The sequence below is a fragment of the Acinetobacter populi genome (assembly GCF_002174125.1).
Lineage (GTDB): Bacteria > Pseudomonadota > Gammaproteobacteria > Pseudomonadales > Moraxellaceae > Acinetobacter > Acinetobacter populi.
On record NZ_NEXX01000004.1, the window covers coordinates 159,407 to 186,078 of the forward strand.

The 26,672-nt window shown below is 38.0% G+C and carries 26 protein-coding genes; 1 reads left to right on the plus strand and 25 read right to left on the minus strand.

Features of this window, described 5'->3' with window-relative positions; all coding sequences use genetic code 11:
• Window positions 1-20 precede the first annotated feature (20 nt).
• From CAP51_RS11890 to CAP51_RS12010, 25 genes are all read right to left on the minus strand, one after another.
• Window positions 21-494 (minus strand): hypothetical protein, encoded by a 474-nt coding sequence (locus tag CAP51_RS11890; RefSeq protein WP_087620980.1) that lies wholly within the window; start codon window positions 492-494, stop codon window positions 21-23.
• 605 nt (window positions 495-1,099) lie between these two features.
• Entirely contained in the window at window positions 1,100-1,372 is a 273-nt protein-coding gene (gene nadS, locus CAP51_RS11895; RefSeq protein WP_087620981.1) for a NadS family protein, read from the minus strand.
• Window positions 1,365-1,685: a type II toxin-antitoxin system RelE/ParE family toxin gene (locus CAP51_RS11900; RefSeq protein ID WP_087620982.1), complete on the minus strand. Its 321-nt coding sequence runs from the start codon at window positions 1,683-1,685 to the stop codon at window positions 1,365-1,367. The genes nadS and CAP51_RS11900 overlap by 8 nt, the downstream gene beginning before the upstream one ends.
• 51 nt (window positions 1,686-1,736) lie before the next feature.
• Complete coding sequence (locus CAP51_RS11905) at window positions 1,737-2,480, minus strand: hypothetical protein (RefSeq protein WP_245809148.1); 744 nt, start codon at window positions 2,478-2,480, stop codon at window positions 1,737-1,739.
• 305 nt (window positions 2,481-2,785) lie between these two features.
• On the minus strand, window positions 2,786-4,021 hold the full coding sequence (locus CAP51_RS11910; RefSeq protein WP_087620984.1) for an acyl-CoA dehydrogenase family protein: 1,236 nt from the start codon (window positions 4,019-4,021) through the stop codon (window positions 2,786-2,788).
• A gap of 21 nt (window positions 4,022-4,042) precedes the next feature.
• Window positions 4,043-5,158 (minus strand): dimethylsulfone monooxygenase SfnG, encoded by a 1,116-nt coding sequence (gene sfnG, locus CAP51_RS11915; protein ID WP_087620985.1) that lies wholly within the window; start codon window positions 5,156-5,158, stop codon window positions 4,043-4,045.
• A 67-nt stretch (window positions 5,159-5,225) separates the two neighbouring features.
• A complete protein-coding gene (gene msuE / locus CAP51_RS11920) occupies window positions 5,226-5,921 on the minus strand; it encodes an FMN reductase (protein WP_087620986.1) in 696 nt (231 codons plus the stop codon).
• A gap of 483 nt (window positions 5,922-6,404) precedes the next feature.
• Window positions 6,405-7,550, minus strand: coding sequence for a sigma-54 interaction domain-containing protein (locus CAP51_RS11925; RefSeq protein ID WP_087620987.1), 1,146 nt, complete (start codon window positions 7,548-7,550; stop codon window positions 6,405-6,407).
• Window positions 7,551-7,666: 116 nt separating this feature from the next.
• Window positions 7,667-8,725 (minus strand): ABC transporter substrate-binding protein, encoded by a 1,059-nt coding sequence (locus CAP51_RS11930; RefSeq protein ID WP_087620988.1) that lies wholly within the window; start codon window positions 8,723-8,725, stop codon window positions 7,667-7,669.
• 5 nt (window positions 8,726-8,730) lie between these two features.
• Entirely contained in the window at window positions 8,731-9,585 is an 855-nt protein-coding gene (locus CAP51_RS11935) for an ABC transporter permease (RefSeq protein ID WP_087620989.1), read from the minus strand.
• Between the two features lie 35 nt (window positions 9,586-9,620).
• Complete coding sequence (locus CAP51_RS11940; protein ID WP_087620990.1) at window positions 9,621-10,448, minus strand: ABC transporter ATP-binding protein; 828 nt, start codon at window positions 10,446-10,448, stop codon at window positions 9,621-9,623.
• Window positions 10,445-11,554, minus strand: a complete 1,110-nt coding sequence (locus CAP51_RS11945; protein ID WP_087620991.1) for an ABC transporter substrate-binding protein — start codon at window positions 11,552-11,554, stop codon at window positions 10,445-10,447. The genes CAP51_RS11940 and CAP51_RS11945 overlap by 4 nt, the downstream gene beginning before the upstream one ends.
• A complete protein-coding gene (locus CAP51_RS11950) occupies window positions 11,551-12,654 on the minus strand; it encodes an ABC transporter substrate-binding protein (RefSeq protein WP_245809149.1) in 1,104 nt (367 codons plus the stop codon). The genes CAP51_RS11945 and CAP51_RS11950 overlap by 4 nt, the downstream gene beginning before the upstream one ends.
• A gap of 11 nt (window positions 12,655-12,665) precedes the next feature.
• Window positions 12,666-13,454, minus strand: a complete 789-nt coding sequence (locus CAP51_RS11955) for an ABC transporter permease (RefSeq protein ID WP_087620993.1) — start codon at window positions 13,452-13,454, stop codon at window positions 12,666-12,668.
• A 10-nt stretch (window positions 13,455-13,464) separates the two neighbouring features.
• On the minus strand, window positions 13,465-14,328 hold the full coding sequence (locus tag CAP51_RS11960) for an ABC transporter permease (protein WP_087620994.1): 864 nt from the start codon (window positions 14,326-14,328) through the stop codon (window positions 13,465-13,467).
• Between the two features lies 1 nt (window position 14,329).
• On the minus strand, window positions 14,330-15,586 hold the full coding sequence (locus tag CAP51_RS11965) for an MFS transporter (protein ID WP_087620995.1): 1,257 nt from the start codon (window positions 15,584-15,586) through the stop codon (window positions 14,330-14,332).
• Between the two features lie 87 nt (window positions 15,587-15,673).
• Window positions 15,674-16,774, minus strand: coding sequence for an ABC transporter substrate-binding protein (locus tag CAP51_RS11970; protein ID WP_087620996.1), 1,101 nt, complete (start codon window positions 16,772-16,774; stop codon window positions 15,674-15,676).
• Between the two features lie 30 nt (window positions 16,775-16,804).
• Window positions 16,805-18,280 carry a porin family protein gene (locus CAP51_RS11975; RefSeq protein ID WP_087620997.1) on the minus strand — a complete coding sequence of 492 codons (1,476 nt, stop codon included), beginning with the start codon at window positions 18,278-18,280 and terminating at the stop codon, window positions 16,805-16,807.
• 408 nt (window positions 18,281-18,688) lie between these two features.
• Window positions 18,689-19,402, minus strand: coding sequence for a Crp/Fnr family transcriptional regulator (locus CAP51_RS11980; RefSeq protein ID WP_087620998.1), 714 nt, complete (start codon window positions 19,400-19,402; stop codon window positions 18,689-18,691).
• Between the two features lie 144 nt (window positions 19,403-19,546).
• Window positions 19,547-20,509 carry a TauD/TfdA dioxygenase family protein gene (locus CAP51_RS11985; RefSeq protein ID WP_087620999.1) on the minus strand — a complete coding sequence of 321 codons (963 nt, stop codon included), beginning with the start codon at window positions 20,507-20,509 and terminating at the stop codon, window positions 19,547-19,549.
• A gap of 251 nt (window positions 20,510-20,760) precedes the next feature.
• On the minus strand, window positions 20,761-21,624 hold the full coding sequence (locus CAP51_RS11990; RefSeq protein WP_087621000.1) for a nitroreductase family protein: 864 nt from the start codon (window positions 21,622-21,624) through the stop codon (window positions 20,761-20,763).
• Between the two features lie 92 nt (window positions 21,625-21,716).
• Complete coding sequence (locus CAP51_RS11995; protein WP_087621001.1) at window positions 21,717-22,154, minus strand: GNAT family N-acetyltransferase; 438 nt, start codon at window positions 22,152-22,154, stop codon at window positions 21,717-21,719.
• 215 nt (window positions 22,155-22,369) lie between these two features.
• Window positions 22,370-22,888, minus strand: a complete 519-nt coding sequence (locus CAP51_RS12000) for a chromate transporter (protein ID WP_087621002.1) — start codon at window positions 22,886-22,888, stop codon at window positions 22,370-22,372.
• A complete protein-coding gene (locus CAP51_RS12005; RefSeq protein WP_087621151.1) occupies window positions 22,875-23,432 on the minus strand; it encodes a chromate transporter in 558 nt (185 codons plus the stop codon). The genes CAP51_RS12000 and CAP51_RS12005 overlap by 14 nt, the downstream gene beginning before the upstream one ends.
• A gap of 112 nt (window positions 23,433-23,544) precedes the next feature.
• Window positions 23,545-24,903, minus strand: coding sequence for an LLM class flavin-dependent oxidoreductase (locus CAP51_RS12010; protein WP_087621003.1), 1,359 nt, complete (start codon window positions 24,901-24,903; stop codon window positions 23,545-23,547).
• Between the two features lie 408 nt (window positions 24,904-25,311).
• On the opposite strand from CAP51_RS12010, the gene CAP51_RS12015 reads away from it, so the two are divergent.
• Entirely contained in the window at window positions 25,312-26,661 is a 1,350-nt protein-coding gene (locus tag CAP51_RS12015; RefSeq protein ID WP_087621004.1) for an LLM class flavin-dependent oxidoreductase, read from the plus strand.
• The last annotated feature ends 11 nt before the right edge of the window (window positions 26,662-26,672 follow it).

A 26,672-nucleotide genomic window follows, 5' to 3' on the forward strand; every position in this document is an offset into this window, starting at 1 on the left:
ACTTTGCCTCCATAGAAATCTTAGTTAACACACGTAAAACCTTGTGTGCCTAGTTCTAAATGTAATAAGTCACCTTTTTTCAATGTCATTAAAGAGCGAGCCACTACAGCACCGCCTTTTACCATGTTTACCCAAAAAGTAGTGTAATACTGAGCCTCAAAAGTAGCATGCGTTGATGAGCTTTCCTTAAATTTTAGACCACAATAATATGAAGATTTATCTTGATTCATTTTTTTTAACATTTTTAATGTAATGTTTGACTCTATTTTTACCTTAGGATTTTTATCGATTAAGCTTATATTTTTATATATTCCTTTATTATTTAGTATTAAGTCATTTAGGAGATAGTCTGGTCTTTCATCAGCTACGCATTTTCCATCATCATTACATATTTGATGAAGCTTACATTCGGCATCTGAATAGCACATTTGAGTTTCAGCTGAACTAAGTGGCGAAAATAATATTAATAGTGTTATCCATCTTATTTTAAACACTTTTTCTCTACCTCCATGATCTATTTTTATTTCATATTAGATTAAAAAACAACCTCTGTCTACTTTTAATTTTTAGGCTAATAAACCAATTATTCCGTTTAAGTAAAAGACTTTTTCAATCTCCATTTAACATAATGGTCGTTATGCGAAATGTCTTTAATATTTTTATTTAAAATCAAATACTTATAATTTATAAAAACCTAAAATCATCACGGAAAAAACGACTTGTTTCCAAGTCGCTTTCTTTTTGAGCGAAATTGATATTTCCCCTAATAAAGCTGATCAACAAATAATCAAAAGTTCATTTATTCCTGAGTTTTCAATGGTCACAGTGCTGAAATTATCCGCAATTTTTGCGGATAAATATTGGGATAATTTCTGGACAATTTGTATGTAAGAAATCTCTTACAATGATTCAAAAGACTGTCCGATAGGCAACAGTACGTCAATTTCCTATCATGAAGTCATAGAGAACAGGATGTTCCAAGCATAAAATAATAATGATAAGCGCAACACCAGGATCGTGAAGCTCGACAGGAGTCAGGCTTAGGCACTAAATACCAAAAAAACCCAACTGGATGTCGGGATTTTTTATTACTTATATTTTAAATCAAACTTGGATGAGCATCTAAAATACGAATTAATGTCGCTGCTGGGCCAGTTGGATATCTACGACCTTGTTCCCAATTTTGTAGGGTACGAGGGCTGATATGAAGACGTGCAGCAAATTCATTTTGACTCAAACCTGTTTTTTCTCGAACTTCTTTAATATCAGGAAGAGTTAGCTCAGTCACTCTAGTTGCTTTAACTTCATTACGTTTAATTGCACCTGCTTCTTTGATCGAAGCAACGAGGTCATCAAATAAGTTATTATCCATGAAATTGGTCCTTCACAAGTTGACGTAGGATGGCTGTTTCTTTATCAGTTAGATTCTCTTTAACAGACTTAGGATAAGCCAATAGCATAAAGATCTGATCATCTTCAGTGATCCAGTAATATATAACTCGAATGCCACCACTTTTGCCTTTATTACCTTGAGCACAACGTACTTTACGAATCCCACCGCCATTTTTAATGAGATCTCCTTTATCTGGTTGAACTAAAAGTTCCTGTTGGAGTTCTCTGTACTCATCATCAGAGACAAGCTCTTTGATTTGTTTGGTGAAAATGCTGGTTTCAATAAATAACATAAGTAAAAGTACGTCAATGGCGTATTAGGAATATATCATCTATTTAATAATTTATCTAGAAACACTTCTAATTTTTCCAGATAAATTACTGTTTTTTAATTGAGCTTTTGGAGCATATTTTTCAAGTAAGGATCTAACAAGTATCTCATCTGCTTTCGTGGTCGATGGGCCAAGTGTTACTAATAAATTATCCAAAGCATTTGAATTGTATGGTAAATCAATGCTTTTTATTTCTAAAGGATTCAAGCGACCACTTTGCATATAGAAATCAAAAAACTGATCATCTGTAACATTTAAAGTCTGTAGGAAACAGTTAGCAGTTAATATAAATCTACATTCTTCTTGAAAACTCCATATTGAAGACTTATGGAATCCAAAATCACTATACATACCTTTAATCGTTATAATACCACTTTCAATAGTAATTCTTTTCTCAAATTCTTCTAAAATTTCATCTAAATTATTTACATATTCAATATCTCTTAAAAACCTCTGCTTCATATCTGGTTCAGGTACGAGTGAATAGCCATAACCATAAATATTATCAAGTGAATAAGGAGCATCTAAAGGTAAAGGTATATCCATACCCGCATGCTTTCCATTCCTTTCCACTTTCCTACCACCTTGTAATTGATACCAATTAAATAACTCATTAGGTAAAAAAGATAGTCTAACTCCAGATAATTGAGAGCCATACATATACCACTGAGGAATAGATTCATCTGCTTTTGTCCAACAGCTTGCAAATAACTGATTTCCAAAATCAATACCTTTAACAGATTTTGCTTCAAGCATATCGTCAAAACAATCAAGTCGAGTAAACCTAATTTTTTTGGTTTCCAATATCAATGCCAATGTACTAATAGAAGTGTAGTGATGGATCATAAATTTCTTTGGAAGTTGAAATATGCTAACAATAGTTTAAAAAGCTAAAGAATAAAAATATTAACTTATTTAACATAAAATCTCTAATGCAAAATAAAAATTCACAATACAATTAATAACTTATGAAAAAATAATATCTCTCTTAAATATTTTATTACAATTTCTACAAAAATAAAACGCTCATCTGCCGATAAGCGTTTTATTTTAAAACAAGACTAACCGTTCTCTTTACTACCACCACCAATCTGCCATGCATAAATTGGCTCTGTACCATTCACTTCCCAGTCGCCAATACTTTTCTCTTTATAAATAAGAGGATTATGGGAAGATACAGTACGTGCATTGCGCCAGAAGCGATCCAATGCTTTATCACGACTTGCTGCCGAAGCACCAAGTACATTGAACAATTTACTGGTTAAATCCAAGACCAGATCGGCAATCACAACCTGTCCTTGTGCAGATTCAATTTCTGCCAAAATATTGATTTGCTTTTCAGCCTCTTCATCTTGGGAAAAATGTGCTTGAAAAGCCCGCTGTGAAGCCTGAGCTGCCTGAATGGTAATGGCTTCTGCTGCATAGGCTTGTGCCGATGCTTTACCAATCACTTGTAGCACTTGTACATCCTGATCGACCCGATCACCATTGCCATGACTAAAGACACGGGTACGTTGCCGTACTTGCTGGGTAAACTCTGCCACAGCGGCTTGGGCAATGCCTGTTAATGTCGATAAATGAAACAGTTGGTAAAAGGCGGTTTGATATTTAAAGCGTGAATCAAAAGGAATCACTTCTTCTACCTCGGCATTGATTAAAACCGCTGTGCCGCTGCCTGTGGTGCGTTGACCAAAACCATCCCAATCATCATCTATGGTCACGCCTTGTTGCTGCGTTCGGGTCGCAGCAATCACAGACTCACCTGTTTCTTCAATCTGGGCAAACAGGTCAAACCAGTCGGCAAAGATACTACCAGTGGTGTAATATTTTTTACCATTTACAATCCATTGCTCACCCTGTTTGGTGACTTTGGTAATCACATCGCCGATTTTGACATTGCCAATTTCTGTCCAGGCATTACCGACAATTTCACCAGCAACAAAGCGTTTAAACCAGTGGCTTTGATCGGCATCTCGCTGTGCATTCAAGCGATCCTCAACAAAAGCGAAATGTCCACGTAGGGCTTGCGTGACATTTGAATCTGCTTTGGAAAGCTCAATTAATAGCTGAAAAAGTTGGGGAATCGAAGCACCATCACCACCCTGTTCAACAGGAATACGAACCGCACCAAAGCCTGCTTGTTTAAGCCACTGAATCGGTTCAAAAGGTAAAATTCTTTCTTTTTCCCGTTGCAAAGCGCCCGCAGCAATTTGATCAAAGATCGGACGGTATTTTTGTGCGAGTGCTTTATAGTCTGCACTATACGCAATCGCTGGAATATCGTGTAAGCTTGTCATTTTATTATCCTCATTCTTTAATTAAACCGCTTCTTCAAGCTGTGCTTTTTGTTGTGCTTCAAGTTCACGCACCAAAGGTAAGACTTTTTCACCAAAGTATTCGACTTCTTCAATAAAATGTAAAAAGGCAGCCAGTACCAGATCCACACCCACGGCTTTTAATGCCACGATTCTTTCGGCAACTTGTTGTGGCGTTCCAATCAGATTGGTTTTAAAGCCATCGTTATATTGCACCAAATCATCAAAGGTTGATTTTGCCCAGTTCCCTTCCCCCTCTGGACTTGCTGCACCTGCTTCACGGGTGGCATCACCAAAGGCATTAACCGCTTCTGGATTAGCTTTGGCAATAATTTCCTGCAACACAGCCTGTGCTTCTTCCTCGGTATCACGGGCGATAATAAACGCATTTACGCCAATCTTGACATGATGATTATTGGCTTTGGCTTTTTCTCGAATATCATCGACTTGAGCCTTGATTCCTTCAACACTATTGCCATTGGTAAAATACCAATCGGAAACACGAGCAGCCATATCACGTGCCGCACGGGAACTACCGCCCTGAAAAATTTCTGGATGTTGTTGTAATGGTTTTGGCTTTAAAGTGTAGTCTTTAAATTGATAATATTTACCATCAAATGAAAAATTATCCTGTGTCCAGATGCCCTTTAAGCTGCGAATAAATTCTTCAGAACGGACATAACGTTCATCATGTTCTGGCCATTGCTCACCGATCGCATCAAATTCACCTTTAAACCAGCCACTGACAATATTGACTGCAATCCGCCCATTGGTCAGTTGATCAATAGTCGCCAATTGCTTTGCTGCCAATGCAGGTTTCCAGGGTCCAGGTAAAATTGCAGCAATCACTTTTAATTTATCTGTTGCAGCCAAAATGGCATGACTGAAAGATACCGATTCATGCTGATATTCCGCACCATACCCTGCGGTAAAGCGAATTTGCGATAGCGCATAATCAAAACCATTACGCTCGGCGGTCTGTGCCAAACGACGGTTATAATCAATGCTCCAATCGGTGCGTTGTTCGATATTACTGACCACCAAACCACCACTTACATTCGGTACCCAATAAGCAAAACGAATATCTGCTGGTGAACTCTCTTTATTTACTGTTGTCATATTAAAACTCCTGAAATTGTATAATGTTAAAAAATTGATTTTTGTTGGTTGATCAATGAATCACTGTTTAACTGGCTGATGCTTCCAGCTTCTGAATTTGGGGTTTGATAGAACCCAACAATGTGGTCGGTAATTGCGTGGCCAATAATTGATGTAATTTCAATGGTGATGAGGCCTTATCAAGCTGTTCAGCAGAAACATTGACCTGACTGGCAAATAAAAACTGGGGAAGCGCACGTGTTACCGCCAACTGAATACGTTCAAGCAATACAGGATTTGCCACTTGGTAGTTTGCAAAATCTGGATCTGTGGCAAACACCCCAATCGGCAAGGTATGGGCTTGGAAAAAGCTAAATAACGGACGGAATTGATGTTCCAGCACCAGTGCATGACGCTCACTGCCGCCAGTTGCTGCCAACAAGACTGGTTTATCCACCAATGCAAATTGATCAATAAAATCAAATAAATGTTTAAATAATCCTGTATATGACGCGCGATAAACCGGACTGGCAACAATTAAGGCATCTGCACTTTCAATATGATCCAGTGCCTGTTGGATTTCTGGCGCAAGCAAATCACGTCGTGCCGCACCATGCAGTAAATGACCAATCTGACTCAGCTTGACATACTCAACGTCAAGATTAATTTGCCGTTGTAACTGTGCCACGATCGCATCAATTAAGGCTTCGGTTTTGGAAGGTGAACTTGTTGCGCCAGAGACGGCAACCAAGCGTAAAGGGCGAATTGAAGATACTGAACTCATAATACATAACCTAATTTTTCAATATAAATGACAGAGCAATGTGCTGATATTTTTTTATATACGCCAAAATCGTGCCACAATATTTTTCATTAATTTTCATATGTTTAATATTTTTATTAATGTGCTTTATCGGACTAATTTACACTGATGTGTTGATGAGCTGTTGCTGGAACAACACTCAATTTTTTATTTTCTCTATTGCGGAATCATATGTTGGACTTTGGACAAAATAGACAAAAAGCACTAATCTGCTGTGAACATACGTTCCTGTATAAAGACCAAGCAATGTCGAAAGGCTTTATCAGTAGACATAAAATAAAAAATATCTCAAGATAAAGTAAAGTGTATGCCCAACAAGACATACATTTTAGCTTCTTTTTTAATTCACTTATTCTGATTTTATATGCATTAATAATTTTAATAGATGTATATCAAAATAATTTTTTACTTTTTATGTCACTATGGTAATTGCCTAATCAAGATTTAAAATGCATTGATATCAATAACAGAAGAGATTTCTTCTCCAATAATACCAAATTTTAATAATCTATTTCTCACCACATTACGACTAACACCCAGTAACTTTGCTGTCTGCATTTGGTTACGATGACAATATTCATAAGCCACTCGGATTGTGGTTTCTTCAATTAATCGATCTATGGTTTCATGTGATAATGCAGAACCTGACTCAAAGATTTTTAATAATGACTGTTGTAACATCTGCTTAGGTAAAAGATTTTCAGCATTTTCAAATGAGAGACCAGTTGGTCGCATATGATCTAAAGTACTTTCTGAATTACGATACGAAGGGTGACTGGCTTGCCGTGCCAATGTAGCAAAACAAAAATCTGTCGGTTGTATTTCATTATTCTTGCAGACAAGTAATGCATGATGGATAGCATTTTCCAGTTCACGAATATTACCCGGATAGGCATAACCTAATAATTTTCTTTCTGCTTCCGGACTAAATTTTGGACGGATATAACCTAATCTACGACTGTATTCGGTGACAAAATGATTCGCCAACGGCAAGATATCATCTGGACGATCAGCCAAAGGTAAGATTTTTAATCTCACCACATTTAACCGATAAAATAAATCTTCCCGAAATTTACCTGCTTGTACTGCTTCATCTAATTGCACATTGGTTGCGGCAATAACACGGACATTGAGCTTAATCGGTTTTAATGAACCGACACGATAAATCTCCCGTTCTTGTAACACGCGTAATAACTTGACCTGTAAGCTTAAAGATAAATCACCGATTTCATCTAAAAATAAAGTGCCATTATTGGCAGCTTCAAACCAGCCCATTTTATGATACAAAGCACCTGTAAAGGCACCTTTCTCATGACCAAATAATTCACTTTCGGCCAATGATTCCGTGAAAGCACCACAGTTGACAGCAACAAAAGGCCCATCTTTTCTTTGACTTAACATATGTACATGTCTAGCCACCAACTCCTTGCCCGTCCCTGTATCACCAATAATTAAAACACTTGCTTCACTAGAAGCAATTTGTTCAATTCTTGCTAATAATGCACGGGACTTTTTATCTTCATATACCATTGCTGTGGCACGTTCAGATTTAATCAGTCGACGTGAATCGGGATGAATTAAAATAGACATAACTTTATCCTAATATTAAATCTCAATTAGTGATAATGCATTAATTTTAATCATGATAAAAATCATTAATCCATATTAGTTATTCATTATTAAAGCAAATGCTTTTATCCAAAGGATTAATCAGTACTTTTAATCGTATCAGCAAAATTATAATCATTTTGATATATCTGACTGGCTTTTACTTGCCCTGCTTTTAGTTGTCCATCATTAACCAGCCAATCAATCCAGATTTGAAAATCTTCATCTTTGAGCTTGCCACCATTGGCGACACCCCAGCCATACCAATATCGCAAAGCATCGGTATTTTCTGGTCGCTGGCGTTTTGCCACAATTGCTTCAAAACGTGCAATCACTTCTTCACGACTACGCTCATTCGCCCAATCCAAAGCCCGACCAATACCAGTAACCACTTGCTGCGCAGTATGAGGATTTTTCTCCAGATAACGCTTAGACATAGCATAAGCACCCAGAGTTTTATCACCAAACATTTGCCAATCACGATACAATATTCGCACTCCACCCCGATCTATGGCTGGTCCCGTCAATGCTGCAACATCAACATGGCCTTGTCGTAATGCCTGTTCACCACTGCCTGGCGGAACAACCACCATCGTCACCTGATTAATTTCATTTGCAGTTAGCCCACCTCGTTTCAGCCATTCTTTTAATATAAATTCAGCTTGTGCCCCTAAAATATTGACCGCAACTTTTTTACCGATTAAGTCACGTTGTTGTTTAATCGGACTGCCTTCCAGCACATAATAACCTTTGTTATCGTCAGGCGGTGAACCATAACCTGCAACCACTGCAACGACTGGTGCATTACTGGCAACAATATTCACAATAGAACCAACAAATGAGGTACTGCTAATATCTACATCCCCTGACAATGCTGCTTGTAAACCTTGTGGTCCTCCGGTAGCAATCCCAACATAATTTAATTTGACCGGTGCCAGATAACCCAAATCTTCGGCAAGTTCCAATGGTGTGACTGTTCCAGGTGAACCCAGATAATTAAAATTCAAAGTTTCTAATTCTTCACCCAGAACATTTACTTCACCCGTTGCAGAGGTTGTTTCTATGCTTTTATTGCATCCGTTTAATATCAGTACCATACTGCCCAGAAATAAATAAAGCAGTATATTAAAATGATTTTTCTTTATTCTGATATGCATTAGATTCACCCTGCTGCTCTATTCCATGCGGTAAAATGTTTTTCCACAGCCAATAAAAGATAATTAAATGCAAAACCAAATGCAGTAATACTAATAATACCAACAAACATTTCCGGTATCTGAAAGTTATATTGCGAATAAATAATTAAATATCCTAGACCTGCTTTTGCACCAATCATTTCAGCTGCCACCAAAACCAAAATACAGGAGGTTCCGGCCAAACGTATTCCTACAAAAATCGTCGGTACAGCCGCAGGTAAAATCACTTTACGAAACAATTTAGCATCACTCAGTCCCAGTGTCCGAGCCGATTTAATCAGTAATGGATCCACATTACGCACCGCAGAAATAGTATTTAATAAAATCGGCCAAACACAGGCAAAAATAATCAATGCGATTTTCGATGATTCTCCAATCCCCAAAAACAGCATAAATACTGGCAATACCGCCAAAGCACTGGTATTTCGTAATAATTCCAGTAAAGGATTCAAATAATCAGAAAATCCACGATACCAGCCAATCGCAAAGCCCAATGGGATTGCAGTTGCCAAAGCAATGACAAAACCACTTAATGAGCGCACCAGACTGGCCTGTAAATGCACAAAAAATTGTCCATTTGCAATTAACTGATAACCTGCAATTAACACCTTACTAAACGGTGGTAAAAAGGCTTCATCAACCACACCTAAACGTGGCAATAACTCCCATAAAAGGAAAAAAAGGACAATTGCTATACTGCGTCTGAAACCATTTTGCAACCAAGTCCAGTCATAGCTGCTGGCTTTAAAAGTGGCAGCCCGAATAACATCAGATCTAAGCGCCTGTTCAGTAGATATTATGTCTTGTTTTGAGCTTGTCATGAGCATAACTCCTGAATAAATTTATCTTATTAAAATTAGGAAGCACTAAGCTGAATACGATTTTCCAGATCTTGTGCCTTAATCACTTCTTCCCGTAATAAACTCCAGATACGATGACGCAGCTGACCAAATTCCAGTGTAGAACGAACATCTTCCTGATTACTGCGTAATGCCTCAGGAACATCAATAATGGTCTCAATGCGACCAGGTTTTGAAGTCATTACAGCTATACGCTGACCTAAGTAAATTGCTTCATCAATGCTGTGTGTAATAAAGACAACCGTTTTCCCAGTCTGTTGCCAAATCCTTAATAGTTCACCTTGCAGTGTTTCCCGTGTTTGTGCATCCAGTGCAGCAAATGGTTCATCCATTAATAATACATCTGGGTTATAAGCTAAACTTCTAGCAATCGCCACACGCTGTTTCATGCCTCCCGAAAGCTCACTTGGATAATGATCTTTAAAATCGGTCAAACCCACCAATTGCAGGAAATACTGTGCCGTTTTCTGACGTTCTTCTTTGGCTATACCTTTTGCTTCCAAACCAAATTCAATATTTTGCAATGCTGTCAACCAAGGGAATAAAGCGTATTGTTGAAACACAATACCTCGATCCAAGCCCGGCCCAGTAATCGCTCTACCATCAATTTTGATTTCACCTCCACTTGGTGTGGTCAAACCAGCCAATAAATCCAGCAAAGTTGATTTTCCACAACCACTCGGCCCGACAATCACCAAAAACTCTCCAGCCTTGACCTCTAATGAAATGTTTTCCACAGCAATAAAGTCGGAAGCTATTGTTCCTTTTACTTTCTTTGCGGGAAAAGTTTTGTATATCTGTTGAATACTTAAATTACTGCTCATTGTGTTACTCCTTCCTTTATTGTCGATGTAGCATGCGAGCTATCATTCACAAAAGGATTAAATTCATTACTAAAAATATCTTCCGGGGTGATTTCATTGAGTTTTAGCTCACCCTGCTTAACCATAAAGTCAATCCATGGCTGATACTGGCTTGGCGTAATGGAAGCATTGGCCTCCACCACACCATAACTTTTCCAGTATTGAACCAATGCATCATTTTCATTTCGTTTACGCTTGGCAATAATGCTACGCATGCGCTGTTGTACAACTTCTCTTGGCTGCTCCCGACTCCATTGCAAAGCTTGTGCGACACCTCTGACAAATTGACGGACGACCTCTGGATGTTGCTGAGTAAAACGGCGGGTAAACACATAATCTGCCGAAGTAAACTCGCCATATAAATCAATATCGGCAAATAACTGACGCAACCCACCACGTTCAAATGCTTTATCACGGATAATATCGTTCATTGCTGCAACCTGAATTTGCCCTTGTCGTAATGCTTGTTCAGTGGCAACAGGTGGTAATGCAATGAGTTGTACCTGCTTTGCTTCTTCCCGACTCAGCCCATTTTGTTGCAACCATTCTCGTAGAATAAATTCAACATGTGCTCCTAACGTATTACCTGCAACCTTTTTACCAATCAAATCCCGTGCTGTTCTGATCGGACTGTCCTCCAAAACGCAATAACACCAAAAGGTCTGCTTATCACTACCATTTGATCCCACTACGGCAACAATACTGTTTGGACTATTTCTTGTCGCAAGTGCTAGTTTGACAATGGCACCATTAAATGCACTGGAATAATCAACATCGCCGCTGATCATAGCCTGCATATTTTCAGGTCCACCCTGAATACTGCCTTTGTAATCTAGCCTAATACTGCCCAGGAACCCTAAATCCTCCGCCAATTCGGGTAAGCTGACCCGTCCAGGATAATCCTGATAACGAAGAACAAAGGATTTATCATTATTCCCCAATGCAGTTTTATCTGTTGCAGTCTTGCGATCACAGCCCGTTAATATAAATATGCCTGTCAAAAGACCGATCAATAATATCTTTGACTGACGTTTAAAATATTTATCTTGAAACGGATACATACTCATGGCTTATCCTCCATAGGTATACCAGATTCGGTATAAGCCACCGTCTTCGCCTCAGCTGTCATTTGTGCATTTTGGGGTGTAAAAGGATTAAATTCGTTGCTAAAAATATCTTCAGGTGTAATTTCATTGGCTTTTAATTCACCATTTTTCACCATAAAATCAATCCATGGCTGAAATTGCTGCGCTGTAACATAGCCACCTGTTTCTATTACGCCATAACTATTCCAGTATTGAATAAGTTGATCATTTTCATTACGACCTCGCTTGTGAATAATGTGTGTTAATCGTTCGCGCACCACTTCAGGTGGATTGTTCCGACTCCACTCTAAGGCCCGGCCCACACCAGAAACAAACTGCTTTACCACATCAGGATGTTGTTGGGTAAACTGGCGGGTGAATACATATGTCCCGGCAGTGAACTCACCATATAAATCAGTATCGGCAAATAATTTACGAATACCGCCTCGGGCAAAAGCTTTATCCCTTAAAATCGTTGACATGGAGGCTGCATGAATCTGACCTTGACGTAAGGCCTGTTCCGTACTCACAGGAGGTAATACCACCAGTTGCACTTGCTTGATTTCATTCTGGGTTAAACCTTGCTGTGCCAACCATTCCCGTATAATAAATTCAAAATGTGCACCTAAAGTATTTCCCGCAATTTTTTTACCAATCAAATCCCGTGCTGTTTGGATAGCACTATCTTCCAAAACGCAATAACATGCCCATGTATGTTTATCACTACCATAAGAACCAACAACTGCGACAATACTATTGGGACTATTACGTGTCGCATGGGTCAGCTTCACAATCGCACCATTAAATGCACTGGCAAAATCAACATCCTTACTCATCAGAGCCTGCATATTTTCCGGACCACCCTGACTACTACCAACATAATTCAGTTTAAGCTCACCTAAGTAACCAAGATCCTCAGCAAGCTCGGGTAAACCCACTGCACCTGGCGTACCCTGATAACGTAACTCGGTGATTTTGCCTTTTGTCGATTCATTTGATTGCTGACAACCCACGAGAAATGCACTCAATCCGAGCAGCCAAATAACGATCCACAATTGAGGAGAAACTTTCCGGATTTGCATTAGTTTTTCCCTCATTGATTGCGCCAGTGTAGCCAGCGACGTTCTAACTGATTAGCAAGCGTATTTAATAAAATACCAATCACACCAATGACGATCAGACCAAATACAATCAAACCCACATCCAGTGCAGCACGTCCTTGAATCACCAGATTCCCTAAGCCAACACCGTAACTAGCTAATAAGAACTCCGAACCGATGGTCGCAAGCCAAGCAAAGATCAACCCCAACTGTAATCCTACAAAAATCTGTGGTGCAGCAGCCGGTAGAATTAACTGTCGCAGTAACTGCCAACGACTAAAGGCATACACCTGTGCCACTTCATATTGTTTGGCAGAAATACCCCGTACCCCATCAATCGTATGTAGTGCAACAGGATAAAAGACGGATAAACTGATAAACAAAATCTTGGCACTATTACCATAGTCCAAAAAGGTAGTAATCAATGGTAACCAGGCAAATAAAGACACTTGCCGCAATACATTAAAACTTGGAGAAAACAGATAGTTGGCTATTTTGGATGAACCAACCAAAATACCAAAGGCAATACCAAAGAAACTCCCAATGGCAAATCCACTTAAATCACGCCATAAACTTGCTGCAATGCTTTGCCAAAATTCTAGTTGTAGAACATGCTGCCATGCTGTAATCAGCACATCAACTGGTGCAGGAATCAGCTTCGGATTGACCCAATTCTGCCAAGAAGCGATATTCCATAACAGAATAAACAACAATGGAATCACCCAACCACGCCAATTGATTTGTTGCCAATTCACTGATTGAATTCGATGAATAAATGCCATGAATCACCTCCTAGAATGCGTGGTTTTGCCAATGGTTAAAACGTTTTTCAATCAGTTGTAAAATGCTATCCAGCAAATAACCAATTACCCCAATCACAATAATCGACATATAGATAATATCGGGTTGCGACAATTGACGTCCCCATACAATCAAATAGCCAATGCCTTCACTACTTGCTAATAATTCAACAAAAACCAATGCTAGCCACGCTTGCATGACGCCTTGACGTAAGCCACTGACAATATTGGGCAATCCAGCAGGAATAATCACTCTTTGCAGAGTTTGCCATTGACTAAACTCATAAACTTTTGACACTTCAATTAATTTTTCAGAGACATTCGCAACACTTTTATAAGTCGCCACCATCACAGGAACAACGACAGCAAGTGAAATCGCGACAATTTTTAAACTTTCACCAATACCTAGAAAAATTAACAACAACGGAATCCAGCCAATAACGGGAAATTGGGCAATTAAATTAAACGTTGGATATAAATAAGCATAAGCTTTACGAGATAAACCTATTACGAAACCGATCAACAGCCCAACACTGCCTCCAAATAATACACTCCAGCCTATTCTTTCAAGACTAATCAGCAAATTTTCCGTCAATTCACCTGTTTCCAGTAACTCCAAAAAAGTTTCCCAAACCAAAACAGGACTAGGTAAAATCTGTTCTGGTATCCATTGTTTTTGATAAACGTAATACCAAAACGCCAGCAATGCGATCGGCACCAAAACACCTAAAAAAATCCTCAGACTAGAACGTCCCAGATAGATAAAACTATTTTTTATCGGTGCAAATCCTGGGAGGAAACGAAACTGGTTCCGTTCAGTGATCTGGCTAATTTTTTGTTCATTTGCAATACTCATTTCATTGCCCTTCCACATTCGTTAAAATATCAATTTCTGAATCACTAGTTTGAGGACGGCTGTTTTGTATAAATGGATACTTAACCTGTACCAACACAATCAAAGCTAAAAATAAAATTACTAATGGAAAAAACAGTATTTGTAATCCCCAAATATGCCCGAACAAGCCACCCAAGATACTGCCTAATAAACTTCCCACCGGACCAGAGAATGAGGACAAGGCTGATACATTTGCCATTCCTACACGCTGACCAATATGTGCAAATGCCGATAAATTTACGACATTAACAATGCCTAGCCCTAGTCCAAGAATCGGTGCGCCCAACCACAACCAGTAGGCAGTAAAAGGTACTGCCAAACAAAATAGCCCTATCCCTACCACCATAAAACCAAGCTGGTAAAAGCGCTTTTCTCCTAACTGTGCTAATAACAGCCCTGCACTAAACAATGCTGTCATATATATCAGCCCATACAAGGTCACTAAACTTGCTGCTGCGGCTGGATGAAAGTCATAACGCTGAATCGCAATCACCACAATAAAAAAAGTGAAATAACTCATGGCTGCATTACTGGCAAACTCAATCAATGCAACATAGCGTAAAGCCCGTTCCTGTTTTAGCAGCGATAGCGGTTCGACCAAAGATTTCCAGCTAATACGAGGAGCAGTTTTCCGATCCACCTTATAGTTACGAAACATCATTGGCGCGATAAAAACAGGCACAATAAACAAAGTTGCCAAAGCCCAGAAAGCCCCCACAAAACCCAAACCATGTATCAACCACACTGCCAGCATGGGGCCCAGTAACATAAAGCCAATCATATGTGCGCCCCGAAACCAGCCTGCTTTGGCTGCACCAATCTGATAAAGCTGACTCATGAATACGGTATTGAGTGACACAAAACGTAAAGGCATACAAAAACTCACTAAAGTGCTGCATATGATGAGAAACCATGCTTGATGCAACATTGGAGTTAAGGCATACCATAGTCCAGATAGCAAACTCCCTGTACTAAATAGGATTAATGGACCAAAACGATTGATTAATGCCCCAGTTGGTAGTCCCATAAACAAAATGCCAATTGTTTGGGCTGCTGCAACTAATCCCAGTTCAAACTCTGAAGCATTTAACTCAATGGCAAATAGTGATGTCGCAACTTTAGCTGTACCTATTCCAAGACCAGCAGTTGAAGCAACTAAGATAAAACTCAACATAAAACGAGTATTATCAGAAAAATTTGGCAACATCAGCCTAGACATAAATCATCTTCCAGCAGCAAAACAGCGATGTAACTTCTTCACTTACAAAATTTGATAAAAATCTTCCCTGATTATTTTCAAGCCCACTTACCATGCTTTTGTCGGCTTAGTTTGTGTGCCTGTACCAGCAATTTGTTTGGCATTTGCATCAAATTGTGGCCAATAATTTTCCAGCCCCAACTTCTGTAAAGAAACTTTCAAATACTTTGGTTCAACCCAGTTATCTACATCCACATCACGACGGATCAACCGATAGCTTTTTGCCTGTTGAACCGATTTTTTTGTAGCTGCATAAAAGTATTGATCTAATGAAGGATTTAGTTTTTCTTTTAGATTTACACCATCCCATTCACGCTTATAATCTAAATAAGGAATCCCTGATTGCGCCCATAACCGATATTGATTATCACGATTTGCCTCCAGAGTGCTCCAATAGGCTTGTTTCACAAAGGTGTCTACAACCCGTTGTACAATATGTGGATATTTTTTCTCAAAATCTTCACTAACCCAAAATACACTTGGTCCATATGTAGTGCGATCGTTACGCCCATCATAAATACGTTTGGCCACACCACGTGCTTCTAATGACCAAGGTGTGGTGATCGTTCCATCAATATCTCCCGTTGCTAATGAAGTCCGCACAGAGAATGTATCTTGACTGATAACACGGAAATCTTTTTCACTTAAACCATGTTTTTCCAATAAACGTCCCAAAGCCAGCTGACCATTGGTACCTTTAAAAATAGAAATCGTTTTGCCTTTCAAATCCCGAATATTTTTTGCGGTTGAGTCCGCTGGCACAACAAAATAGGCACTGGTAAATCGACCTGCTGAAAAAATAACTTTATGTTTCAACCCTGTCGAACGTCCTACAATCGCTGGTAAGTCACCATGTGATGCAAAATCAATTTTTCCATTGGAAAAAGCTTCATTCAGCTGTGGACCAGCACCAGGAAAAAATGTCCACGTGACTTTGATGCCATCCTTTTTAAACTCTTCTTCCAATACGCCACGTAAATGTGCAGTTGCATTAAAACTGCCACCCGCTTTTGGTCTCCCTCCTTCACCAGCACTTGGAACACCAAAACGAATTACAGTGGGATTATCCGCGGCAAAAACTGTAGATAAAGGAATGAATGAAATCGCAACACTGGCTGCAAGTAATAGACGTTGTGTTAATTGTTTCATAACTAGACTCTCTAAATAAAAGTTAATAAATTAAAATCCATACTGGAACTGTGCTTGTACCTGATTGTTATCTTTCACATATGGGCTTGCATAAATCCAGCGACTAAGACCCAGTTGAAATTTGGTGGTTTGCGCAAAGAATAAGTTCAGACCCAAAGAGTGGATATCGACTTCTCCAGCATCTTTATTTACCGAGGTATCCGGATCAAAAGTGTCAAATCGATAGTAGGTTTGAATAGATTTTGGCCAGAAGTCATCAAACTTGGCAGCAGCCTTGATACTGTTATAAAACTGATCACCAATGGTATAAAATAGAGTGGCTGTTTGGCCTTCAGATTTTATTTCTTGAGTATTGGTTGTACCTGAAATTAGCGCATCTCGTGTGCCCTTATAATATTCATAGGTCACACCAAACGGGGCATGGTTATAATAAATATCTAAACCCAGCACATCGTTCTTACCTTTATCCGTAATCAAACCGACTGGTGTACCGCCGGCAATATTATTTGTACCTTTTTTATAAGATGCGCCAAACTTCAATTCACGAAAAATACTGGCATAATCAACTGGTAGGGTAAAAGCCAATCGACCAATATAATCTTTGGCATTATTATCATCATTCCTATTCCAACCATTACCATTGGTAATACCCAAAGCATATTCCAATAAAGGTGCACGGTAATTCGCTGCATAATCGGTATATGGTTTAAGATCACCACGTAAAACTAGACCAATTTGTCGAGTCGCCAACCCTAATTGTCCAACCGCACGGGATTGTGTAATCGTTGGTCTTAAATCTTCTGGTGATTGTGCTTCCTGTCCGAATGGGATCTGTTGTTGACCAAAAGTCAATGTTAACTTGGGATCTTCCAGCCCACCATTGGTCGGTGCAAAACTATACTGCAACCAAGCATCCTGCAAATTTACATCACTGGTATTACTACCTGTACGTTTGGCATAAGCAAATGACAGTTGATAGGTTAAATTTTTACCTTCCTTATAGTCCCGATATAGATTACCTCGTACCCCGAACTGTGCTAAAGGGACTTCAAAATTTAGCTTACGTGTCTCATAAGTATTACTGTTACCTGCTGAGGTCGGAACACTGTCATTTTGTGCTCTTAACTGCACTGTACCAAACAAGGTGGTATCACGTGTAGTTTTCGCAGTATTACGCTCCCGCAAGCGATCCTGATCATACTTATAACTTTCCAGTGCTGCTTGCACACCCTCAACATCAGCTTTAGTTGCGATCACCCGACTATTATCTTCTTCAATAACCTCCCCTTCTTCCCGTACACTTACCTGTTGAATATTCTCTTCAGACAAACTGCCCTGTTGCAAATTTTTTACCTGCTGTTGTAAGGCATCAATCTGTGCTTGTAATTTTGCTAATATTTCTTCATCAGCAGCAAATACAATATTGCTAGATGATAATAATGTCATACCCAATGCAATAGATATTGCAAGATTATTTTGTTTCACAATAACTCCTGAAAAACTCATAAAAATATATTATTAAAAATTAATTAAAAAACCAAAATTTCATGCTTGAATTCTCTTATCTTCCATCACAAAAAATCAATATAAGCTCAATAAAAATATTAAAGATACTTATAAAATTTTATGATATAAAATAAATTCACCCCATCATTTAAGTTTAAAAATTAACTCATTCGAATTATATTAATCAAAAACCATACCAACTCAATACCATTGATTTTATTAAATTTATTATTAAGTTATATGCTGATAAAACAACACCATGCGTTATATTAAGCATAATGCATTATATCAAGCAGAAGTAAATTTATTTAGCAACAAAAGAAAATTAAAAAAATAAAGACTATATAAAAATACAATATATGATTTTAATAAAAAATTATTTAAAAAAAACACTATTAAATATAAAAATCAATCCAGATCACATATCTTCCGCAATTGAGCCATATCTAAAATACGAATCTGACTATAACTCCATTCCAATATATTTTGTTCTAAAAAGAATTGTAAATTTTTATATAATGTTTGCCTTGATACACCAAATAATTCTGCAAATTCCTGTTGTGTAATACGGATACCAATTAAGCAAGTATTGTGTTGACAATCCCCGTATTGTATGGCTAAACGATTTAAATGATAGGCGATACGCTGTATCAAATTTGCAGTGTGGACATAACGTGATTGTTCAAATAAAGTATACATACGTTGGCTAAGAAGTTGTATAACATGCCACATTGCTTCAGGTTGTTGTCTTAGTTGTTGTAAAAATAATTGCCCAGGAATAACTGAAATCTCAACTGAGCCAATGGCAAAATAATCATAATTCAGTGGTTTTTGTTGCAAAAAAGCGACCAGATTAAAAACACTATGACTCGCAATATAATTATTAATTTTTAACTGACCATCGGTTTGTAGCCACCCAACCTGTAATGTACCATTTAATAAGATATATACATCTTTGATAATTTGATCATGATCAAGAATCAACTGATCAGATAAAAACCGTCGAAAAGAAGCATATCGTAATATTAATTGTCTTGATTCATGACTAAAGCCAGTAAAAATAGCATCCTCACTTAATATATGTTTTAGTCGCTCTTTGGAATTAATCTGATCATTCGCCATCAAAACCACATCTACTCTAATCAAAAAGACTTAATATTCACTTGATATTAAGTCTTCCGATGAGCAATATAAACGATTATTTTTCACTATCTTTATTCAATATTTCCTTTATTTCTAGTGAAAACTTTATACTTGATCATGCTTTTAAGAAACCTTTTTATAAATACGTCCTTCATCTCGACGTAAATCTGAAATATCCTGATTCACAATATTTTTTATCACTTGACTTGATCGACCATCAACGCCTACTGGTATATCCCCCTCAAGAGTTACCCGTGTTGCAATTCGCAAAGCATCGCCATAATCATCAATCGCACGGTGCTGAGTCGCACGATTATCCCAGATCGCCACATCACCCACTGCCCAGCGCCAGCGTACAATATTTTCCCAGCGTACAATATGATTCTGAAATAAAGTAAATAATAAGCGTGAGTCTTCATTATTCAACCCACTAAAACTTTTAAAGAAATGTCCCAATACCAAGGTCTTTTCACCTGTTTCCGGATGAACACGTACCAATGGATGTTCTGTCTCAATCTCCACAGCTGTAGTAAATAATTTACGCCCTTCTTTCTCTTCTATAGAAGATACACGACTTGCATAATCATAAACATTGGTATGAATAGCCCGCAAACTTTCAGCCAAAGTTTTTAGTTCTGGTGTCAAATCCTCATAGGCAGCAGTAGTATTTGCCCATACAGTATCTCCACCTACATCAGGTGCAACAACATTTCTTAAAATGGTATATTTTGGATAATTCGGCAAAAAAGTAATATCTGTATGCCATGAAGATGCACGACCACCACGGGAATCTATTGCTAATGTATGTTTGGTTTCATCTTTAATTGGCACACTTGGATGATTTAATGGTGTACCCAACAGTCCAGCAAAAGCCTCCTGTTCCAAATCCGTTAAATGTTGCTGTTCCCGGAAAAATACAACCTTATATTGCAATAATGCCTGATTAATTTCCGTAACAACCTGATCTTCTAACTGACCACTTAATTTAATACCAGAAATCTCAGCACCTATACGTCCCGTAAGGGGTTTAACCTGAAGGTATTGATACTCATATTTGGATGGATGTACTAATTCAATTTGACTCATTTTAAATTTCCTTTAATTATATTGATTCAAAACAACCTTTGAATTCAACTGACAAATTCAGTCTATAGAATCTATATATACAACTTTGTCAAATAATTAACATTACTCAGAACAATAAATTATAAACTTTAAAATTTTTATCATAATACTATTTATTAACAATAAAAATAGCGAAGTAGTCTAATTACTTCGCTAAATAAGTATATTCATCTATAAATTCATAAAACAACAGATAATATTATTTCAGATTATTATTTTTCAGTAAAAACATTTAATCCTTGCTGATTAAATGCTTCCGCCAACCGTTCACGACCATTCAAAGCACTAAGACGCTGCAACACTTTATCACGCCAACGATCCTGTACTTGACCAACTTGTCCCTGAAATTGGTGAAGTATTTCTTCATAACGACTTAATGCTGTTTCATCCAGAGTATTCTCTTTTTGATAAACTTCATGATGTAAAATGATCTGTTGTGGCAAACGAGGTTTGATTGCTTGTGGCAAATGATCCTGTGGATATCCTACTGCCAAACCAAATACAGGGATAACGCCTTGGGGTAATTTTAATAATGCAGTGATATCCTGTAAATTATTACGAATTGCGCCAACATATACGGTACCAAGCCCTAATGAGCGTGCAGCAACCGTGAGATTTTGTGCTGCCAATGCCGCATCGATTGTACCAATTAATAAGCTGTCTACAGATTCTAAACCTAGAGCTTGTTCCACCCCACCATTTGGCTGAGCCAATTCAATCACTTCGGTAGAACGATGTAGATCAATCGTCCAGATTAAAAATAAAGGGGCTTCACGGATAAATGCCTGATGGGCAGCAAGTTCAGATAATTTTGCCTTATGTGCTGGATCTTGTACCGCAATCACACTCCATGCCTGTAAATTGGATGAAGTAGAGGCTGATTGCGCTGCCGCAATTAATACCGATAATATTTCGGCACCGATTGCACGGTCACTAAAATGCCGTAATGAAGCATGCGAGAGCAACGTCGTCAATACTAGATTATCAAGCTTTGATAAATCTGTATCTTGTAAAACATCAGGTAATGCCTGAGCATTACCATAACGCTGCTGTAATAATGGTTGAATTTTTGTCATATTGAATTCCTTCGGTTTCCAAGTAAATATGTTATAGTTCAATGTTTTGCCATAAAAACTAGAATATTTCTCATGGCAATTTTTTTGCAAAATCATCCTGCATCGAGATAAATATTTGGTCGAACAATTTCCATAAAATTCTGTGGATGATTTAATGATGTAAAACCATATTTTGCATATAAATCATGTGCATCCCGAGTCGCCAAGAGGATTCGCCTTAAATTCATGGATTCAGCTTCTTTTATCAAATGCTGAATTAAGGCACTGCCGATGCCTTGTTGCTGATACATTTCTAAAATAAAGACATCTGCCAAATAGGCAAATGTCGAATAATCCGTAATTAAACGTGCAAAACCTATCTGCTGTTCATCAATAAATGCAGCGATACAAAACGAATTTTTAATAGCTTGTTCAACGACAACTTGAGGAATATTTTTACTCCAATAGCTATTTTTTAAGAAGGTATGAATAACATTTAAGTCAAATGTAGCCTTATCTGTAGAATATTTTATCTTGTTTAAATCAACCATTTCTTCACCATACAACAGTTGAATAATTGCAAACCAATCATTGTTCTAATAATCAATCAACTTCCATGCCAAAATAAATAATCATATATTTCAATAAAATAAAATATAAATCTCGATACAACCCTGCTGCTTTGCTCACATGTTGCTACTAATGTGCGTAAAAATACGCAATAATTACTTTTAAAAAAATTAATGATTTTAGATTTATCTACATTTCAATTTAACAATAAGATGGCCAGACCTGAACCTGATAACATTAGCCAAAATGGATGTAAATTTTTAAAATAACTTAATAGCGTGATAAGTATAATAATTGCAATTAATCGCTGGTTTTGTGCCGCAGCTTCAGCAATCAAATAACCACTAACCAGAATAAGACTGACAGTAATCGGTTTTAATGCCATTTCAAAATAACGATAAAAAAGATGACGCCTGATTTTTCCCAAAGATTGCATAGAAAAAATCATAATCAAGGATGAAGGAATTAACTTGGCAAATGTTGCCACCAATAAACCTGGCAATCCTGCAACATACCAACCAATTAATGGCACAATCATCATATTTGGACCTGGTGCAGCTTGTGACATGGCAAACATAACAGCAAACTGCTGTGCAGTCAGCCAATGTTGTAGATCCACTACCTGATGCTTCATTTCAGGTAAAATCGCATTGCCCCCACCAAAAGCCAGCAATGATAATTGGATAAAGATTATTGCTAAACTAATCAATACCATATTGATTCTTTTTCATCCTGATTATGCATAGATTTACTGTCAGTAGCAGTAACAAAGTAACGAGCAATGGCAACTTGCCGCCTACAATCAAAATAAAAGTAAGTGCAAGCGTAATTATTGTTAGATTATTCCTTATTATTGGTTTAAGCATTTTTAGACCAGTTGCTATCAACAAGCCTGCAGCAGACGCTGCTAACCCTAGAATAAAATGCTGTACCCATATAATATTTTGAAACTGTAGATAAAATTGATAAATTAGCACCACGATAACTGTCGGTGCAAAAAATAAGCCGATGATAGCGCTGATGGCCCCTTTAATACCTTGAAATTGCAGACCAATCGCAAGCGACATATTAATAATATTTCCACCAGGTAGAATCTGACAAATACCCAATAAATTGGTAAATTCATCTGCACTAATCCATTTCTTTTCTTCAACAATCATATAGCGTGCCAAAGGTAAAACACCACCAAATCCCAGTAATCCGAGCTTAAAAAAACCTAAAAATATGGCCTTGCAATTTGGTAAAATTATAGGGTTCATTGTTATCCTAAAATTTGTGCTTGATAACCTCACGACTGACCATGACAGAGCACTAATTTTTTTATCATTCATAAAAATCAGTGCTCCAGATAAATCGAACAAAGCTTCAGTATCAAGATACTTTCGTCTGTTGTTGCTGTAATACATACTGGTTTTCTGGACGAGCTAGGCCCAAATTTTCCCGTAAAGTATTGCCTTCGTATTCTGTACGGAATAAACCACGGCGTTGCAACTCAGGCACTACCAAATCAACAAAATCATTTAGACCTGCAGGTGTACTTGGTGGCAAAATATTAAATCCATCAGCAGCCTCATTTTCAAACCATTCTTGCAGTTGATCCACCACCTGCTCTACCGAACCAATAATTTGCCAATGTCCGCGAACACCTGCGACCCATTCATATAGTTGACGAATAGTAAAATTATTTTTCTTGGCAATATCAGCAATCAATGCAGGACGACTACGTACTGTGGCATCCGTTTCAATTTCTGGGAAAGGTGCATCTAAATCATATCCAGAAAAATCTATTCCACCTGCCAGACCACTCAACAAGGCAAGGCCTGCTTCGGGACGAATCAGTTGTGTCAATTGCTGATATTTTGCTTGCGCCTCAGCTTCTGTTTTACCTACAAAAATAGATACACCAGGCAAAATAAGCAATTGATCAGGGGTACGTCCATATTTGGCTAAGCGACTTTTAACATCACGATAAAACTCCTGTGCACTGGCCAGTTCTTGATGGGCAGTAAAAATGACTTCTGCATAACGCCCGGCTAATTCCCGACCTGGTTCAGATGAACCCGCTTGTACAATAACAGGATAACCTTGGGGTGGACGTGATACATTTAATGCGCCTTTCACTGCATAATATTTACCTTTATGATTAGGTTGATGTAGTTTTGCTGGATCGTAAAACTGTCCGGTTTCTTTGTTATAAACAAAGGCATCATCTTCCCAACTATCCCAAAGCTTTTGAATTAGATCAACATATTCCTGCGCACGATCATAACGCTCGGTATGTGGAATCTGTTGTTCATAACCAAAATTATATGCCGCAGCTTCAGATGCTGTAGTAACCACATTCCAGCCAGCTCGCCCTTTACTGATATGATCTAGTGATGCAAATTTACGTGCGAGTAAATAAGGTTCTTCATAAGTCGTAGATGCTGTGGCAATAAAACCTATATGTTTAGTTACAGCAGATAAGGCTGAGAATAATGTGACTGGCTCAAAACCCGCGACTTTACTACTAACACCAACATGATCCACCCCTGCCGAACCACCAAAATTAATGGCGGGGGAATCTGCTAGAAAATAAGCATCGAACAAACCTCGTTCTGCGGTTTGTGCAATTTCAATTAAATAGTCAATATCCAAATGTCTTTCAGGTGAAGCTTCGGGATGTCGCCATGCGCCAAGATGTTGTCCTGTTGCAGGAAGAAACGCACCTAATCGAATTTTTCTACTCATTATAATCTCCATTAAATTAAACTTTATGAAATAAACTTGTTAAGCACTAAGTAAATAGTCAAAATACATGCCAATAATTATCTATATAAATTTCATATAGTTAAATTTATAAAAAATTATCATGCTGATTATTCATCAAAATTGTGTTGATACTACGTTGAAAAATACGCATGTTTTTTGATCTATACGTACCCTTCTTATTCTGTATTCGATGATCAATAAATATTGCGTATTCTTACGCATATTCATCAACTGCGTGTTTATTTATCAGCACTTACGTTTAAAATTCATCACCCAATATAGCCAATAATTTTAACCAATTGATTTATATATTAAAAAAATATGGCATGCTTCTTGATATAGCGATAACACATTAAATTTTTTTCTATATTTAAAAAGGAAGATATCATGAGCAGAAAAATTCGATTGGGTGCCTTTATCCCTGCCACAAGTCAACACGCCGCAGGCTGGCGATTAACAGAATCTCAGGCAGAGCGTGTACTGGATATAGATTATTTAATTGAAATTGCACAAACCGCTGAACGCGGCTTATTTGATGCCTATTTTCTTGCGGATGGTTTATCCGTGAACTTTGGCAATTTAAAAGACAATGGTACAAGTGATAAGGTTGTCGGCTTTGAACCTGTTACATTATTTTCAGCCTTATCTGCTGTAACTAAACATATAGGTTTTATTGCCACAGCATCTACGACTTATGAAGAACCTTATTTACTCGCACGTAAATTTGCATCACTCGATCATATCAGTAAAGGGCGAGCTGGCTGGAATGTGGTCACTACAGCGTCTGAAGCTGCGGCATATAATTTTGGCTATGAAACACAACCCACACATGCCGAGCGCTATGATCGTGCACAGGAATATGTTGAGCTGGTTCAAAAGCTTTGGGACAGTTGGGAAGATGATGCCTTTGTCTATAATAAAGAAACCGGACAGTTTTACGATCCAGCAAAACTACATCAACCTAATCATAAAGGTAAATATTATGCAGTAAAAGGTGCATTAAATGTATCACGTCCACCCCAAGGTTATCCTGTTATTGTACAAGCGGGTTCATCTGAACCAGGTCGGGAATTAGCCGGGCGTTATGCAGAAGTCATTTTTACTGCCCATCAAGAATTGGCCAGTGCACAGGAGTTTTATCGTGATGTTAAAAGTCGCTTAGCCAAATATGGACGTACCCCTGATCAATTGCTTATTTTGCCTGGAGTTTCTGCTTTTGTAGGTAAAACAGAAGCAGAAGCACGGGAAAAATATGAGCGAGTGACAAAATTAATCCGTCCTGAAGCAGGTTTATCCCTATTAAGCTCTCTGGCAGGTGGCTGGGATTTATCACAATATGACTTGGATCAACCTTTACCTGAACTACCAGAAACAGAAACACAAATCAGTCGTCGCGCATTAATTATTGATATTGCCAAGAAAAATAACTTCACCATCCGTCAATTGTATGAATGGATTGCAGGTGTTCGTGGACATTGGCAACTGATTGGTACAGTAGAGCAGGTGGTGGATCAATTACAGGAATGGTTTGAAAATGAGGCTGCTGATGGCTTTAACGTCCTACCCCCCACCACACCTGAAGGTCTAAATGATTTTGTCGATCTAGTGATACCTGAGTTGCAACGCCGTGGTTTATTCCGTACAGAATACGAAGGCAATACTTTACGGGAGAATTTGGGCCTAGCTCGTCCAGAAAATCAATATGTTCTACAAAAGCAACAACACAAAGTATCTTAAATAAGAGAGAA